The sequence below is a fragment of the Bacillus sp. OTU530 genome, from assembly GCF_038440375.1.
In genome coordinates this window covers 1-16,571 of the sequence record NZ_JASATP010000013.1, presented here as the reverse complement: position 1 = coordinate 16,571, position 16,571 = coordinate 1, and the positions used below count along the sequence as shown (strand labels likewise).

General features: G+C 39.1%; 19 protein-coding genes and 1 other annotated feature. Of the genes, 12 read left to right on the top strand and 7 right to left on the bottom strand.

The window, feature by feature from the left end:
• Positions 1-32: 32 nt before the first annotated feature.
• Positions 33-917, bottom strand: a complete 885-nt coding sequence (locus AAHB12_RS11770) for an AraC family transcriptional regulator (RefSeq protein ID WP_342045446.1) — start codon at positions 915-917, stop codon at positions 33-35.
• A 239-nt stretch (positions 918-1,156) separates the two neighbouring features.
• Between AAHB12_RS11770 and AAHB12_RS11765 the strand changes: the two genes are divergently transcribed.
• The 4 genes from AAHB12_RS11765 to AAHB12_RS11750 all read left to right on the top strand — a co-directional run bounded on the left by AAHB12_RS11765 (position 1,157) and on the right by AAHB12_RS11750 (position 6,682).
• A complete protein-coding gene (locus AAHB12_RS11765; protein WP_342045445.1) occupies positions 1,157-2,335 on the top strand; it encodes a galactokinase in 1,179 nt (392 codons plus the stop codon).
• Positions 2,336-2,356: 21 nt separating this feature from the next.
• Positions 2,357-3,358, top strand: coding sequence for a UDP-glucose 4-epimerase GalE (gene galE, locus AAHB12_RS11760; protein ID WP_342045444.1), 1,002 nt, complete (start codon positions 2,357-2,359; stop codon positions 3,356-3,358).
• A gap of 28 nt (positions 3,359-3,386) precedes the next feature.
• Positions 3,387-4,913: a UDP-glucose--hexose-1-phosphate uridylyltransferase gene (gene galT / locus AAHB12_RS11755; RefSeq protein WP_342045443.1), complete on the top strand. Its 1,527-nt coding sequence runs from the start codon at positions 3,387-3,389 to the stop codon at positions 4,911-4,913.
• Positions 4,914-5,386: 473 nt separating this feature from the next.
• Positions 5,387-6,682, top strand: a complete 1,296-nt coding sequence (locus AAHB12_RS11750; RefSeq protein ID WP_342045442.1) for a HAMP domain-containing sensor histidine kinase — start codon at positions 5,387-5,389, stop codon at positions 6,680-6,682.
• 185 nt (positions 6,683-6,867) lie between these two features.
• Here the strand turns inward: AAHB12_RS11750 and purF are convergent, their stop codons facing one another.
• The 4 genes from purF to AAHB12_RS11730 form a co-directional block, all read right to left on the bottom strand.
• The gene (purF, locus tag AAHB12_RS11745; RefSeq protein ID WP_342045441.1) at positions 6,868-8,247 is read right to left on the bottom strand and encodes an amidophosphoribosyltransferase; all 1,380 of its coding nucleotides are present in this window, start codon (positions 8,245-8,247) and stop codon (positions 6,868-6,870) included.
• 339 nt (positions 8,248-8,586) lie between these two features.
• Positions 8,587-9,144, bottom strand: a complete 558-nt coding sequence (locus AAHB12_RS11740; protein WP_342045440.1) for a CBO0543 family protein — start codon at positions 9,142-9,144, stop codon at positions 8,587-8,589.
• A 292-nt stretch (positions 9,145-9,436) separates the two neighbouring features.
• Entirely contained in the window at positions 9,437-9,670 is a 234-nt protein-coding gene (locus AAHB12_RS11735; RefSeq protein WP_342045439.1) for a hypothetical protein, read from the bottom strand.
• A gap of 5 nt (positions 9,671-9,675) precedes the next feature.
• Positions 9,676-9,933: a hypothetical protein gene (locus tag AAHB12_RS11730; RefSeq protein ID WP_342045438.1), complete on the bottom strand. Its 258-nt coding sequence runs from the start codon at positions 9,931-9,933 to the stop codon at positions 9,676-9,678.
• Between the two features lie 74 nt (positions 9,934-10,007).
• Here AAHB12_RS11730 and AAHB12_RS11725 point away from each other — a divergent pair, with 74 nt between their 5' ends.
• Positions 10,008-10,562, top strand: a complete 555-nt coding sequence (locus AAHB12_RS11725; RefSeq protein ID WP_342045437.1) for an Hsp20/alpha crystallin family protein — start codon at positions 10,008-10,010, stop codon at positions 10,560-10,562.
• 6 nt (positions 10,563-10,568) lie between these two features.
• Here AAHB12_RS11725 and AAHB12_RS11720 read toward each other — a convergent pair whose 3' ends face one another.
• The gene (locus tag AAHB12_RS11720; protein WP_342045436.1) at positions 10,569-10,799 is read right to left on the bottom strand and encodes a hypothetical protein; all 231 of its coding nucleotides are present in this window, start codon (positions 10,797-10,799) and stop codon (positions 10,569-10,571) included.
• Positions 10,800-10,909: 110 nt separating this feature from the next.
• Between AAHB12_RS11720 and AAHB12_RS11715 the strand changes: the two genes are divergently transcribed.
• The gene (locus AAHB12_RS11715; RefSeq protein WP_342045435.1) at positions 10,910-11,326 is read left to right on the top strand and encodes a hypothetical protein; all 417 of its coding nucleotides are present in this window, start codon (positions 10,910-10,912) and stop codon (positions 11,324-11,326) included.
• A 55-nt stretch (positions 11,327-11,381) separates the two neighbouring features.
• On the opposite strand, the gene AAHB12_RS11710 is transcribed toward AAHB12_RS11715, so the two are convergent.
• On the bottom strand, positions 11,382-12,092 hold the full coding sequence (locus AAHB12_RS11710; RefSeq protein ID WP_342045434.1) for a DUF421 domain-containing protein: 711 nt from the start codon (positions 12,090-12,092) through the stop codon (positions 11,382-11,384).
• Positions 12,093-12,270: 178 nt separating this feature from the next.
• Positions 12,271-12,518: a binding site (T-box leader), on the top strand.
• A gap of 24 nt (positions 12,519-12,542) precedes the next feature.
• Here AAHB12_RS11710 and AAHB12_RS11705 point away from each other — a divergent pair.
• The 6 genes from AAHB12_RS11705 to AAHB12_RS11680 all read left to right on the top strand — a co-directional run.
• Positions 12,543-13,268: an SAM-dependent methyltransferase gene (locus AAHB12_RS11705; RefSeq protein WP_342045433.1), complete on the top strand. Its 726-nt coding sequence runs from the start codon at positions 12,543-12,545 to the stop codon at positions 13,266-13,268.
• A 15-nt stretch (positions 13,269-13,283) separates the two neighbouring features.
• A complete protein-coding gene (locus tag AAHB12_RS11700; RefSeq protein ID WP_342045432.1) occupies positions 13,284-13,673 on the top strand; it encodes a tautomerase family protein in 390 nt (129 codons plus the stop codon).
• Between the two features lie 288 nt (positions 13,674-13,961).
• Positions 13,962-14,393 carry an SRPBCC family protein gene (locus AAHB12_RS11695; protein ID WP_342045431.1) on the top strand — a complete coding sequence of 144 codons (432 nt, stop codon included), beginning with the start codon at positions 13,962-13,964 and terminating at the stop codon, positions 14,391-14,393.
• Positions 14,394-14,765, top strand: coding sequence for an ArsR/SmtB family transcription factor (locus AAHB12_RS11690; protein WP_342045430.1), 372 nt, complete (start codon positions 14,394-14,396; stop codon positions 14,763-14,765).
• A 338-nt stretch (positions 14,766-15,103) separates the two neighbouring features.
• A complete protein-coding gene (locus tag AAHB12_RS11685) occupies positions 15,104-15,526 on the top strand; it encodes a DUF1801 domain-containing protein (RefSeq protein ID WP_342045429.1) in 423 nt (140 codons plus the stop codon).
• 603 nt (positions 15,527-16,129) lie between these two features.
• Positions 16,130-16,571, top strand: a 442-nt coding sequence (locus tag AAHB12_RS11680) for a hypothetical protein (RefSeq protein WP_342045428.1), incomplete at its 3' end; no start/stop codon positions are given.

Below are 16,571 nucleotides of genomic sequence, written 5' to 3'. Positions count from 1 at the left end.
TGTTCATTAAGCTTTTTGGGCGTTATAACACTTTAAAATAGATGATCTCCTAGCACTTGGTTGCTTTTGCGAAACTGGCCTGGCGTCATACCGGTTGCTTTTCGAAATACCTTTGTTAAATAGTTTGCATTCGCATAGCCGACATTTGTAGCGATTTCTTCAACTGAATATTTTGTTTGATGCAGCAGTTCGGCCGCTTTGGTAATTCGGATTTTGGTCAAGTATTGAATGGGTGTTATGCCGGTTGTTTGCTTGAATAAACGGCTGAAGTGAAAACGGGACAAATTTGCTGCTTCCGCCATTTCGTCAGGTCCGATTTCTTTTTGAAAATGATTGCGGGCAAATAAGACAGCATTTAAAATGTTTTCCGGCCAATCCTCTGTCGATGTATCCAGACTCTTCACATACTGATATAGCTCCATGATAAAGCGGTACGATAGGCTTGAGGCCTGAAAGGGATTTGTAATCTTCTTTTCGCTGGCTTCTTGGAAGATTTGAACAAGAAGCTGGATTGGACTGGATTCAGGATGAAAAGGAACAATAAAATGATGCTGATTTTGAATATAATTCCAGCACTTTTCTACATGCATGCCGTACAGTGTAATAAAAATAAACTCCCAATGTTCGCTGTTTTTCGGCAGGTAATATTGGTGATTGCCAGAGATGTTGATAAGAAAAGCTTTTCCTGCATCTAATTTATATTCTTTTCCATTGATTTCAATCATTCCATAACCGGAAACAGTGTACTGGAAAATGTATTTTTCTGCCTCTTTTCGATTTCGGCCACTCCATTTGTAAAGCGGCGAGGTTTGCTTCTCCCATCCAACAGACCACATTTGCGCAGCTTCATTCGTTGTCTCCTCCAAAAACCGATAGGCAAAAATGCTGTAATCTTTTATTGGAAATTTTGAGAGCAAATTTTCACCTTCTTTCCTAAAAATTTCTCTGCACTTTGCGTTCTTTCGTTTTTTAATAGGGCTTCTTGTAGCATTTGAAGGGAGCGAACTCTCCAAGCGATATCATTTTTATGCTTATTATAGATGAAAAAGCAAGAAACTACCTATTTCGCCTTTTTATTTTACCATTGAGGGGCATGAAATAGAATCGTAAAATGAAGGCATAAATAATATACAGTGTTAAAGGATGGGATGAAGCAATGGTAGAGAACCTCATGCAAGAATTTATGAACGTTTTTCATACAACAGATGAACAAATTCGAGCCTTCTTTGCACCAGGACGTGTAAATTTGATTGGAGAGCATACAGATTATAATGGCGGACATGTTTTTCCTTGTGCATTAAGCATCGGGACTTATGCGATTGCGAAAAAGCGTAATGATGACACAGTAAGAATGTATTCGATGAACTTTAAGGATTTAGATGTTATTACATTCTCCATAAAACATTTAGCTTATGAGCAGCAACACGGTTGGGCTAACTATCCAAAAGGTGTTATGGATATGTTTCAAAAGCATGGTCACAAACTTGAAAGCGGTTTCGATGTGTTGTTTTATGGCAACATTCCGAACGGAGCAGGTCTTTCTTCTTCCGCTTCTATCGAGTTGGCAACATCGGTTGTAGTAAACGGACTTTTCGATTTAGGAATTGATATGATCAGTATGGTTCAAATGAGCCAACAAGCGGAAAATGAATTTATTGGTGTAAACTGCGGAATTATGGATCAGTTCGCCATTGGGATGGGAAAAGAGCAGCATGCAATTTTGCTAGATTGTCAAACATTACAATATACGTATAGCCCTATTGCGATGGAGGGAGCTTCCTTGGTTATCGCCAATACGAATAAGCAAAGAGGCTTGGCGGACTCTAAGTATAACGAGCGCCGCGGTGAGTGTGAACGAGCTTTGAAGGACCTTCAGCAGGAGCTTACGATTGCATCTTTAGGTGAATTGAGCCCAGAATTATTTGAGCAATATAAGTACTTGATTCAAAATGAAATAGATCGTAAGCGTGCAAAGCATGCAATCTATGAAAATGCACGTACAAAGGAAGCTGTGCGCTGCCTGCAAGCAAACGATTTAATCAGACTGGGTCAGCTTATGAAACAATCCCATGAGTCCTTGCGTGATGATTACGAGGTGACAGGAAAAGAGCTGGATGCATTAGCAGGAGCTGCATGGGCGCAAGAAGGCACTATCGGTTCACGCATGACAGGCGCCGGCTTTGGGGGATGTACAATCAGTATTGTGCAGAACAATAAAATCGATTCGTTTATTGAACAAACAGGAAAAATATATACTGAACAAACGGGTTTAACAGCGGACTTTTATGTTGTACAAGTAGGCGGCGGTGCAAGGGAGCTTACATTTGTAAGATAACGAAGAAGGGAGGATCTTATTATGGCGATTTTAGTTTGCGGCGGAGCAGGATATATCGGCAGTCACACTGTTTCGGAGCTATTAGATAAAGGAGAAGACGTAATTGTTGTGGATAACCTGCAAACGGGACATAGAAAGGCGGTCCTAGATGGTGTTAAGCTGTATGTTGGGGATTTACGCGATACGACTTTTTTAAATGAAGTATTTGCAAACAACGGGATTGAAGCGGTTGTGCATTTTGCGGCGGATTCACTTGTAGGCGAAAGTGTAGAAAACCCGCTCAAGTATTATGATAACAATGTAAATGGCGCCCTTTGTCTGCTACAGACCATGGTAAAGCATAATGTGAAGAAGATCGTCTTTTCTTCCACGGCGGCAACGTATGGTGAAGCAAAGGAATTTCCTATCGCAGAAGAGACTTTGACTGAACCAACAAATCCATATGGGGAAACAAAGCTGGCAATTGAGAAAATGTTAAAGTGGTCGGAGCAAGCTTACGGTATGAAGTATGTTGTATTGCGGTACTTTAATGTGGCAGGTGCTCATATGGACGGGAAGCTTGGGGAAGACCATACACCTGAAACACACCTAATTCCAATTATTTTACAGGTAGCATTAGGGAAGCGTGAGAAGATCAATATCTTTGGTGATGATTATGATACGTATGATGGGACATGTATCCGTGATTATATCCATGTGACAGACTTGGCTGATGCGCATATTTTAGCAATCGAGAAACTGCGCCGTGATGGTATCAGCGGTACTTATAATTTAGGAAATGGAAATGGTTTTACTGTAAAAGAAGTCATAGCTGCAGCGCGCAAGGTGACAAATCATCCTATTCCAGCCGTGGTGGTAACAAGACGTGCTGGAGACCCGGCAAGGCTTGTCGCTTCTTCTGAAAAAGCCATGACAGAATTAGGGTGGCAGCCGCGTTATACATCACTTGAACAAATGATCCAAAGCGCTTGGCGTTGGTTCCAAAAGCATCCAGCCGGCTATAGCAAGGAGAAAGTCAACTAGAGATTTTTAGAGAAGGGAGCGATGAGATTTGGATACTAAAATTTATGAGCAAATAGAAAGACTGCTGCAATATGGCCTGAAAAAGAGCCTTATTACAAAGTGGGATGTGGATGTTGTTCGAAATAAGCTGTTGGAAGTGCTTGGACTTGATGATTTTACAGCAGTTGAGATAAAAGAAGAACGGCTTGACACTCCTGTTGAAATTTTAGAAAACATATTGGATTGGGCAGCAGAGAACGGTCGTATAGAAGCAAATACTGTCACATATCGGGATTTGCTAGATACAAAGATTATGGCATGTTTTGTACCACTTCCTTCTGAGCTGAACCGTCTTTTCTACGAAAGTTATGAGCGAGAAGGAGCGGAAGCCGCGACGAAGTTTTTCTATCAGTTTTCAAAAGATGTCCATTATATCCGCACAGATCGCATCGCAAAAAATGAGATGTGGATTGCTCCGACGGAGTATGAGGGTATGGAAATTACTGTAAATTTATCAAAGCCTGAAAAAGATCCAAGGGCTATTGCAGCGGCAAAACATATTAAGCAAAGTGATTATCCAAGTTGTTTGCTCTGTAAAGAGAATGCCGGGTATGCTGGACGTGTGAATCACCCAGCTAGGCAGAATCATCGCATCGTACCTGTTGAGATGGGAGGGACACAATGGTTTTTGCAATTTTCACCATATGTCTACTATCATGAGCATGCTATTGTATTAGCAGAAGAGCATACACCAATGAAAATAAGTAAGGATACCTTTGCACGTCTCCTGCAATTTGTGGAACAATTTCCGCATTATTTTCTTGGATCGAATGCCGATTTGCCAATCGTAGGCGGTTCTATTTTAACGCATGACCATTTCCAAGGCGGTCACCATGACTTTCCGATGGCAAGAGCGGCAATTGAGAAGGAATATACTCTTCAAGGTTTTCCGAATGTTCGGACAGGCGTTGTCAAATGGCCAATGTCTGTCATTCGGTTGCAGGCGGCTGATTATCATGATCTTGTGGAAGCAGCTGATTACATTCTACAACAATGGAAGATGTACAGCGATCCAGAAGTCGGCATTTTCGCATTTACCGAGCAAACACCGCATAATACAATTACACCTATTGCTAGAAAGCGAGAGGGTGTTTTTGAAATAGATTTAGTGCTTCGCAATAATCGCACAAATGATGAACATCCACTTGGCATTTTTCATCCACATGGAGAGGTCCATCATATAAAGAAAGAAAACATTGGACTTATTGAAGTGATGGGACTTGCTGTTTTACCAGGACGCTTAAAAGACGAAATGCAGGAACTGGCGCAGGTAATGATTTCAGATTCCTTTGAAGCAAAGATTATGGAACAAGAGGAAATTGTAAAGCATGCAGAGTGGGCGAGAACGATAAAGGAAAAACATCCAGAACTAGCACAGGATAATGTACTGGATATTTTAAAGGAAGAGATTGGGATTGTATTTGCAACAATATTAGAGCATGCTGGTGTATTTAAACGGGATGAGAAAGGACAACGTGCTTTCGAAAGGTTTATTCATCAGATCGCAAACAAATAGGAATTCGCTAGCAGCCCTCACTTCAAGCGTGTCAGCTTGGAAGTGAGGGCTTTTAGTTGTACTGTAAGAAAGTATAAATTTCCACTTGGATTCCAGTTCGACGTAGACAGAAATTTTAGGAATACAGTATAAGTAGGGCTACGCCTCTGTCTTCGCCCAAGAGCGGGGCAATAAACTATTTGCTCGCTGCCAAGCAATTTTGTCCTGTTATGAAGCACATGAACTGCACTTTTTTTCTACAAAGTGATGAATATGATATACATGAGACGAAAAATAAAATAAAATAGGATTTTACAAGGCTGTTAAAAAGCTAAACGATAATATACTGTGTTTGGTATAATATCTTCCAGAGGAGAAATCATTTGAACGTAAGTAGGCACAGTGTTAGAAGATTTTAATTAATTGATTGTTATTTCCCATACAATAGATGTTGAAACGTAACAGTTATAAAAATCTTCTGGTGACAAAAATGAATGGAGATAGTTTTTAGTAGAAAGCATGGTGAAGTTATGAGTGTTGTAGTGAAGGATTTACTCGTTAATTTTTTATTCGTTCTTCTACCCTTATTTATAGTGCAAATGTTTTATTTATTAAAATACACAAAGCAGCTTGAACATTTAAAAGATTGGATTGTCATGATCTTCCCAGTTCTTTCTATGGTTCTTTGTATGGCTTTTCCAGCCCATATATATGAGGGATTTGTGATAGATTTTCGGCGTATTCCCTTCATTTTAGGGATATTATACGGAGGGTATCGATTTGGATTTTTTTTAATGGCGTTAATGTTAGTGATCCGTTCTTTTAGTGGGGGATCGGGGTTTCACGTTGCACTTATTATCTATCCATTGTTGACAATCCTCTTAAGCGTCCTAGCAAAACATTATTTGCAAATGGCTGTAAAACAAAGAATTCTGCTAAATGTAGTCCTTATTCCCCTTTTAGAAGCAATTTTTTTCATTATGGTAACAAAACTTTTAAATATTAACGTCCCAGTCTATATTCAATTGTCGATTGTTGCTATTAATATGGGAGCCATGTTGATTGTTATGATTCTTTGGGAGAGTGTCAGAAAAATTCTAGATTTATTACAGGCATTGGTGAAGGCAGAGAAATTAGAGGTTGTAAGTCACTTAGCAGCGAGCATTTCCCATGAAGTTCGAAACCCATTAACAGTAAGCAGAGGGTTTATGCAATTGTTGCATGAGGACATACCGGCGAATAAAAGAACGGATTACTTAAATATCGCGGTGAGGGAGTTAGATCGTGCTGTAGAGATCATTAGTGATTATTTAACGTATGCAAAGCCAGAAGCTAAGGGAAGCGAACAGATCGATGTTTATAAGGAAATTCATCATGCTGTAAAAGTGATTACTCCCCTAGCTAATATGAATACAGTACAAATTGATTTGCAAAAACTGAATCACGAGAATGTTTGTGTTTTAGGAGAACGAAAGCTTTTTGAGCAATGTTTAATGAACATTTTTAAAAATGGCGTAGAAGCGATGCCGCATGGCGGGACATTAGAGATATCCCTTGTCTACTACTATTCAACGATACAAATTAATATTCGTGATACAGGCGAGGGAATGACGGAGAAACAAATCCAGCGACTAGGAGAGCCTTATTTCACAACAAAGGAAAAAGGTACAGGGCTAGGGATGATGGTTTCGTTTAATATTATAGATCGAATGAACGGAAAGATGAGTGTAAGCAGTGAGCAGGGAAAAGGAACATGCTTTTCTATTGAACTCCCTGTTGTATATAAATAGTTAACTTGGTGGGATGCCAAGCTAAATTACTGGATGGATATGGATGCATAGGGCTTTAATTTGTTTATACATATCCCCTTTTTGGGGATATGTATAAACATTATGTATGCGCGCTTATCCTCATCTTTATGTGGCGAGACGAAGAACTGGCATAGGAACGGAACATGCCGTTTTGCTTAGACTAGCTACTCTAGATACAGTTTAGTCGGGTAAGCACCGCTGAAGCAGGCTATGCAGCGAGTGCTAGTTTCTGCAAGATTCACATCTACTGCTTCTAATAATCCCTCGGTACTTAAAAAAGCCAAAGTATCAGCTCCGATAGCCTGTCCCATTGCTTGTTCATGTTCAAGTGCATTAGCAAACAACTCTTCTTTTGTCGGCATATCAATTCCATAAAAACAAGGGTTTCGAACCATTGGTGAACTAATACGTACATGGACTTCCTTGGCGCCTGCCTGTCGGATGAGTTGGACGATTCGTTTGCTTGTTGTACCCCTTACAATGGAATCATCAACAAGCACTACCCTTTTTCCTTCAATAATTTCCTGAACGGCACTTAGCTTAAGGCGGACGGCTAATTCACGCAGTTCTTGGGTCGGTTCAATGAATGAGCGTCCTGCATACGGATTTTTGATTAACCCCATTTCATAAGGGATTCCAGATTGTTGAGAAAAACCTATGGCTGCTGGGATGCTTGAATCAGGTACAGCGACAACCACATCAGCTTGTATAGGATGTTCCTTAGCTAGAATTTGCCCTAATTCTTTTCGGATGGATAAGACGCTCCTTCCTTGAATAACACTATCGGGCCGGGCAAAATAAACAAATTCAAAAGAACAAAGAGACAGCTCTTCCTTTTGAGCGAATCGTCCTGTTTGGATCCCATTTTCGTCAAGAAGAAGCCATTCTCCAGGTTCCACATCTCTCCAAAATTTAGCATCCACTGCATTCAAAGCACATGTTTCGGAAGCAACGACGATAGCTTCGCCGATTTTTCCTAGAGAGAGAGGGCGCAAACCATGACGGTCTAGAGCGATTAGCATTTGTTTTTCTGTCATAATCAGCAAAGCGAAGGAACCATCGATCCGCGTAAGAATATCAGGGGCAGCTTCGCCAAAGTGCTTTTTCTTAGAGCGGGCGATAAGGTGAGCAATAATTTCTGTATCAGTTGTTGTTTGGAAAATACTGCCCTGCTGCTGTAATACATTTCGCTCTATTCTTGCATTAACTAGGTTGCCATTATGGGCGACGGCCAAGTCCCCCTCAATATATTTGAATACAAGCGGCTGTGCGTTTTGCAGTAAGCTTTCACCAGAGGTTGAGTATCGAACATGGCCAATTGCCATATTTCCCTTCAATCCATCAAGAATGTTACGTGTAAATACTTGGGTCACCAGCCCCATGCCGCGATGGTGCTTAAATGCTTTACCATTGCTGGCTACAATTCCCGCACTTTCCTGACCGCGATGTTGAAGAGCGTGAAGTCCGTAGTAGGTTAAATTAGCTGCTTGTGGATGATTGAATACTCCAAATACCCCACATTCTTCCTTTATTTCTGAAGACATTGCTTTCCCTCCCAGTTATATCCTTTTTCCTATTTTTTACTTTAATGTATTTTCTATCCCGATAAATTTTTAACTTTTAGTTGTACATCAGTAGAAACGAGATATGGCGGAGCTGAAACATATATAGATGGGTAAAGTTAGCAGAGTGGAAGAGGCCTGTCTTATATCGAAGCGCTGGAAGCGGTGTACTTGGGAAGCGACTGAATGCACAATGCCCTTTACATATGTGAGCAAAGGGCGTTATACATGCAAAATAGGTGGAAATTTCTCTCTTCCTCAAGGCGGGTGAGTGGTGGATTCCAGTCGATGCCTTGGGGAATGTCCTGTTTAGTATCAAACTTATACATTTTTCTTGGATTGCGCCTCAAGCGAATGTAACTTTTGAATAACAGCTTTTACAAATAGTCCTAGTACAATATATCCGGGAACAGAGTAAATATGTTTCCATTTTAATAACATGTAAATGCCCAACCATTGAAAAATAGTTTCCCCGACAAATGCAGAGAATAATGCGAATAGTATCATTGTTAATATGTATATTTTCCACTTAGCAAACCTTTGATAAATCATCATATAAAAGAAGGGGAGAACGGAAAAATCAGCAACTGCCCACAGGTCCCTTTCTAAAGGTGTCAACGTATACGGATAAGTCCAATAACCAAGTGATGTACCAATTTGATCTAATATAAAAGCAATTCCAGATATAAGCAGACCAACCAGACTTATTTCTATTATTCGAGTTTTATCCACCACTCTCCACCAGAGAAAAAAGGGGATAATTAACACCCCAACCATTATCCACCAATGATACGTAAAAACCACATCTTGAATCCAGTAATCTAACCATAACTGTCGTAAATATTCATATTGTTTTTGTATTTCTTGGAACTGGTTCATCTTGTTACCTGTTTTTTATCTTAGTATGCCTTTAGAAAACAAACATATACAGCATCAATTAAATTGTTTTGTTCGTATTACAAGGGTAGGCATATTCGGTTGTATTTCTGAACAGAATTAGTGTTGGTGTTTTTGAAAGAGCGGCAGAACTGCGGACAAGGTAAAAATCGCTCAAACCCGTGCTTCAAGCGTAGAAACGCAAGGAGATACATGTCTCCTCGCGTTCTGTGGCAATATGCTTTAGTTCTAAAGACACCATGATAAAAAACGAGGGATTTTTTATCTCTTTTTGTTATACCACACTGCCTTTAGCAGAGGTTGAGTCAATAACATCCGGATCATTCACAGCGGAGATTGGTATATTAATGAAAGCGAAATCGCCGTTTTCCTCACCAAAGCCATAATTTCGTTTTTCTGAAACAAATGTATCTACTTGCAGATAAGGTCCTACTGTTGCGGCAGAATCATGATCGAGCGTGTTAATTTTCATGCCTAAAAAGTTGACAACCATCGGTGCGAAGTTCATAGTGCTCACTTCCTTTCTAAGTTGGGACAAGCGGATTCAAAGGATGATAAGGAATCAAACTGATCTCGGTCATCTACTGCGCTTCGTGTTGCTACAAACTCGCTATTATCTCCAAAGTTTTGCCCGTACCCCTGATTTTTTTTATCCGAGTTATGCCAATCTGCTAACAAGTTTTGCCCGATATTTACAGCTGAAGCATTTTCAAAGGAATTTATCTTCAATAAGAAAATATTAATATTAACGTAAGGCACTGGTGCAGGCATGAAAGACCTCCTCCTTTTTGTTTTCAAATATATGCCTTTCTAAAGTGAATTATGATGGATAAGGGGTGAAGCGATTGGATGCCGATAAGATTAAGCAACTGATGGAATTAGCCGCAAATGTATACGGTACAGGTTTTTGGAAGGATATTTTTGATCCAAATACGATGAATCCATTTATGGGTGACGGGCAGGAGAAGCTTCAGGCCTTAAAAGATATGATGAATGAAAGGCACCCAGCTGTTAAAACACCAAACCGAAACTCGAGCGATCGTCCATATGCTAGTCAACCCTTATACACAAACGAAAATCAAACTTTTCCACTCGTTGATATTATAAAAAAGGACGGGAAAATCATTATAATGATTGACCTTCCTGGTATAAATAAAGAGGATGTACAGTTAATGGTAAATCGAAATTATTTAATTGTAAAAGGCACTCCGAAATCAAAAGTGAAGGAAAGTGATGTGGAAATTGTTCTTTATGAGCGGAAGCACGGTCCGTTTGAACGTCATATAATGCTGCCGGAGCCGACAGACGGCAGTAACATTACAGCGAAATTCCATAATGGCGTACTGCAAGTCAGTTATCCACGGCTTGAGCAAACCGGTGATGTGATTCCAATTGACTAAGGGCGGCTATATCGTTTTTTTAACTGCCACTGAATCTATCAAATCGCCGTCATCAACGTATGAAATTGGGATATGGATTTCTGTACCATCCGCATTTTGCTCTCCGAATCCTTCGTTTTTATGAAGGCAGGCATTTCGATTCATCATTACATTGGATCCTGTTGAGATATTGCTGTTATTTGCTATGCCGTTGACCTTAATATAATTTAAGTTTACTGCTGAAGGCAAAAAAAACATACAGGGCTCCTCCTCAATTTTAGAAATCTACGCAAGAAATATGGACATGTTTCCGCAGCACGTACATATACTGAGTAAAAGAAGACTTTCCATATAAGCGGGGACTTAGCATGCTATTAAAAAAATTATTCTTTTCCTCTGATAAAAATGATAAGTATTGCAAGATGGAACAAAAGCTGCGGTTGTTAGAGTTAGAAATTCAGAAACTGCAGCTGTTAGAGAAACAGTGGGAGAAGCTGCAAGAAGAAAACAACCAGCCGCCTGTCGTCATTGAAAAGGTACATATTGATAAAATTGTATTCGACAAGTTTGAGTTAAATAATAATTTTGGGCAGCTTGGTATTAAGGAATTAAAGGGAAGATTGAATATTGGCGCGACATATGGAAATGACTTTTTACGACCGGAGGCAGAGGAAGAAGCGGAACAGAAACAAGAAGGGGTGAAAAAGGAAAGAAAGAAGCCGGAGAAACCCCAGGAAGATGGACCTAAAATTAATATTCAGCCAAGAAGGGAAAATGTAACGTAATCCTGTTTGATTACTATATGAAGAGGCTGTCTCGAACAAGACAGGCCTTTCAGGGTCAATGCAGTATGTCATTTCGTTTATCAATATATAACGTGCCATCCTGTTGAACTTCTGCATAGAACACATCTGAAATGGATTGGATGCCGATTTGATGAAGCTGCTGCTCCAACCAATCCTTATGAACATGTAATTTCTGTGCATTTTCCTTATTCATTTTTCCTTCTGCTATAAGCTCAAGTGCCATAGGAAGTACATTTTGTTTTATGCCGCGGATATGTATATTTGGCGCTGTGACGAGTTTGTTCTCCTTTTTTATAACAGTAAGCTCCCCGTTTACCTCAAAAATGGCATACGAGACATCAGATAAAGAGAATATATCCTTCTTCCTAAGAAGGGCGTTTAGTGCATCCATATCCAAACGAGCCTTACGAAGAGTATTTTCCATAACCTTACCATCTTTTATGACGATGGCCGGTTCTCCTTCTATAAGCAAACGTACTTTTTTTGATTTAATATCAAGAAATCCCAGAGCAATTGTGATAGCGCTCCACCCTACTAATGCAATGATTCCATTACGAAGTGGAAGAGTCGCGTCTACTACAACAGCTCCTCCTATTGCTCCAATTGTAATGGCTGAAACAAAATTAAAAAATGTTGTCTGGCCAATTTCTTTTCTGCCCATCAGTCTAGTGAGCCCTAATAATACTGCATATGTTAAAGTTATTCTTACGATTAATTCTAGTATTCCCATATATGCTTGTGCCACCTTTCTCTCCTATGATTACCCACATAGGGAAAAATAATTTATATTGCTTTATATTTGGTCTTAATAAAGCTACTGTTTTAATTTAGTTATAATAATTTTTGGAAAATATAGGTTGATAATTCTCTGGATAAATAATATAATGTGAATAATAAGATGAATGAAATTAATGTTGGAAATAAATAATGCGATGATGAAGAGGAGTAGACATAAGGAACACTTCAGAGAGCTGATGGTTGGTGAAAATCAGCGTGGGAATTTTGTTGAATGGGCTTCTGAGCAACCAAGCTGAACGAATAGTAGGTTATGGCGGAACGTCCTACCGATAAAAGGGACAATGTATCGAACAATTTGATATTGTTTCCGTACAGTAAGTGCGTTTATTTAATAAACGAACGAAGGTGGCACCGCGGGTTTCCCGTCCTTTTTTAGGATGGGGAACTCGTTTTTTTTATGCAAATATGTGCAAGGAGTTGGTTAAGTGTGGATAAAATCGGATTAGAGTTGGATAGAGTTGTATTTATCGGTAGAACATTTGAAGAGTATTTAGATATGTTTTCCATTACACTGGATGAACTCAAAGATAAGAAAGTCCTCGATTGTCCAGCAGGAGCATGTTCCTTTACTGCTATAGGCAACAAGAAAGGCTTAGATATAACTGCGTGTGATATTGCCTACTATCATCAAGGAGAAGCTTTAAAAAACAAAGGTCTTCACGATGTTGAACACGCTATGGAGAAGATGGAAAAAGCGAAGAATCACTTTAAATGGGACTATTTTAAGGATGTAGACGATTTGAAAAAACATCGATTAAATGCCTTGTATGATTGTGCAAATGACATGAAGGAAAACAACGAACACTACATTCCAGTTACTTTACCCGAACTGCCTTTCGAGGATAAGGCGTTTGATATCATTTTATCTGCACACTTTTTATTTACATACGCGGACCGGTTAAGCTATGAGTTTCATCTCAAAACACTGCATGAATTATTACGGGTAGCTAAAGAAGAAGTTCGTATTTTTCCTGTAGTTGATTTGGAAGGAAAACGTTATGAACATTTGGATAAGATACTAGGTTATTTGGATGAAAAGGGATTTGATGTCGAAGAAGTAAAGGCCTCATATGAGTTTCAAGCACATGCGAATTCTATGTTAATTATTAAGAATAAGGATTAAACAAGGGGGATAAAAATGGCACAAATTAAGATTTATGGTCTGGGAGAAAATTTAAATTCGATTAAAAAGACGTTGTCGAACGTTATACATTCGTGCGTAATGGATGCGTTGGAGTATCCATTTGATAAGAGGTTTCATCGATTTTTCCCGTTGGACAAAGAAGACTTTTACTTTGCAAGCGGGAGAACAGAAGCATATACGGTTATTGAGATCAGCATCTTTGAAGGCAGAACGGTTGAGGCTAAAAAGAGATTGATAAAGCTATTATTTGAACGGATTCATAGTGAATTTAATATCTCTCCGCAGGATATTGAGATCACTATTTTTGAGACTCCAAGACATAATTGGGGAATACGAGGATTACCTGGGGATGAGTTAACACTAACTTATAATGTGAATGTCTAAGTTGCAAGGGTGCCGTGAACTTTAAGAAAGGACACATTTCCAGCTGGGGGAGTGAGTTTGACGAAGCTGGAAATTTTAGAGGTGAAGTGTAAATTTAACCACGCCGTTGTCATCGGGCTATTGTTAAATCAATCTTAGGTGTGTTTTTATGAAAAATGATGATCAAACTAGGGATAGATATAAGCAAATGGAGAAACAGTAAATGTTGACATAAAACCAAAAGGTGTTATATTATCGAAAATGAAACCAAAAGGTTTTATTTTTATTTTGAGAAAGTGAGGGAGTAGTATGGAAGCAAATCATACACTACAAGATATTAAACAAACCATTGTTTTGAAAGCACCTATTCAAAAAGTGTGGGACACAGTATCTACTTCAGAAGGCATTGGATTATGGTTCATGCCAAATGATTTTCAGCCGAAAGTAGGATATGAATTTCATCTGCAGTCGCCTTTTGGACCATCTCCATGTAAAGTATTAGAAATAGATGCTCCTCATCGGCTTTCTTTTGCATGGGATACAGATGGCTGGATTGTTTCGTTTATTTTAAAAGAGTTGGGTGATGCTCAGACAGAGTTTACAATTATTCATGGTGGCTGGAAACATCCTGAGACAATTCTTTCGAAAGCGAATGAGAAAAGTTCTGTTATTCGCGATAGAATGGAACATGGCTGGACAGCGATTGTTCATGAACGGCTTCGAAAGGCTGTCGAGAGTTAAGTGTTATCATCATCAGTAAAGCACGATGTATTTCAAGCGATTGCTGATCCAACTCGTAGAGAGGTACTTCGATTACTTGCCGTAAAAGAATTGCCTATTTCGGAAATCGCATCCCATTTTCCTATAAGTCGTACAGCCATTGTAAAACATCTTCATATCCTTTCGGAAGCAGAATTAGTTAATGGGCGAAAGGTAGGCAGGGAAAAACTTTATCGACTGCAACCAGAGCCCTTAAAGGAATTAAAAGATTGGCTTTCTTTTTATGAACAATTTTGGAATAACAAATTGTCAATGCTTAAGCATGTAGTTGAAAATGAAGCTGAACATGGATTAGATCTCATTGAAACAAAGTTCGGTAAACAGGATAAGTGAACTACCACGAACCTAAAGGTATCATGGTTTTACGTTCACAAATATAAGGAAGGGCTGCCTTGGCAGCTTTTTTTGTTTGAATATCAACAGAGTTATTTTACAGGGCCTTTTGTTTATAACTAGGTTTTTTATCGTTTATTATTAATTTTCTTTCTCGGCTCCTGTGACGGAATTATTTTTCTTACATCATCTGTGCTGCTGCGAGGTGTGACATGGGTGATTAATGAGGCGGGTTTGTTGTAGAGGGAAAAAGCTTTTTATGCAGAAGTTTTAGTATAGTTAATTCCACTGTCCCCAGATGTTTAAGCTTATACTTAAGAAAAGGAGAGGGTTTCGTTATGTATGAACTAAAAACGAAAGAAACGGACAGTAGTGTGATTGAATTTATTGAAAATATCGAAGGTCTTAAAAAACGTCAGGATGCCTATACATTATTAGATATTTTTACGGAAACGACAGGGTATGAAGCGAAGATGTGGGGACCAAGTATTATTGGATTTGGCGCATATCATTATAAATATGAATCCGGTCACGAGGGTGATGCCCCACTGGTTGGCTTTTCACCGAGAAAAGCAAAAATCAGCTTGTATTTTGCGCCAGGTGACACAAAACGTGAGGAATGGTTAAAGGACTTTGGCAAACATACGACAGGAAAAGCGTGTGTGTACATCAATAAAGTAGCCGATATTGATGTTAATATTTTAAAGGCATTAATTATTCAATCTGTAAAATTTTTGAGAGAAACTTATTCCGATGATTAAAGTGTTTGAAGAAAGCGAGTGTTCAAAACGAGACAAAATGAGACATCTATCTCATTTTGTCTCGTTTTCTTTTTTACACTTTAAGAACGTATAAATTTCTAGCAGGAAGCCCATTCGACGTAGCGGGAAATTTTAGGAATACAGTATAAGTGCAACTACGCTTCTGTCTTCGCCCAAGGGCGGAATTCGCCAATCAGCGAGTTTTCTTTATGTAAGACTTTTAGGGAATTGTTTAATGTATTAGAACGGGGATATATTGTAGCATCAGATAGAACAGCGGATCAAACACTTACATTAGCCCATCTATTGAGTACTCAAACGAACTCGACTACTGTATTAAATATGGAGCAAGACAGCACAAGCACAGAGACATTAACCTTCCGTGAAAAAATCCAAAAAGATTTAACGCTAGAAACACAGTACGATTACTGCTTCTAGCGTTTTTTATTTGCTGTGATTCAATCGTTCAGATGCTGCTTCAAGAATAGAAATTTGACATGAATTATACATTAGAGAATTTTTTTACATATAAAGGCGAACGCACAAACGAAATTAATAAATTTTAATATAGTTTTAGGGGGATTTCAAAAAGGAGATGAATATATGGGGAGCTATTATGATAAATTAAGCTACCAAAGAGCTAAGTACGTTGCTGAGCAGCAAGCCGCTGAGTATCGAGCTAAGCATGGGTATTATTATCAAGATAAGTGCGATGACTGTTACCCAGATAAGTACGAGGATTATCACAAAGATAAGTACGAGGATTATCACAAAGATAAGTACAAGGATTATCATGAAGATAAGTGCGATGACTGTTGCCCAGATAAGTACGAGGATTATCACGAAGATAAGTGCGATGGCTTTTATCCAGATGAGTGCGATGACTGTTGTCCGGATAAGTACGAGGATTATCACAAAGATAAGTGCGATGGCTTTTACCCAGATGAGAGCGACGGTCAACAGAAAGATGAGAGCGACGGTCAACAGAAAGATGAGAGCGACGGTCAACAGAAAGATGAGAGCGACGGTCAACAGAAAGATGAGA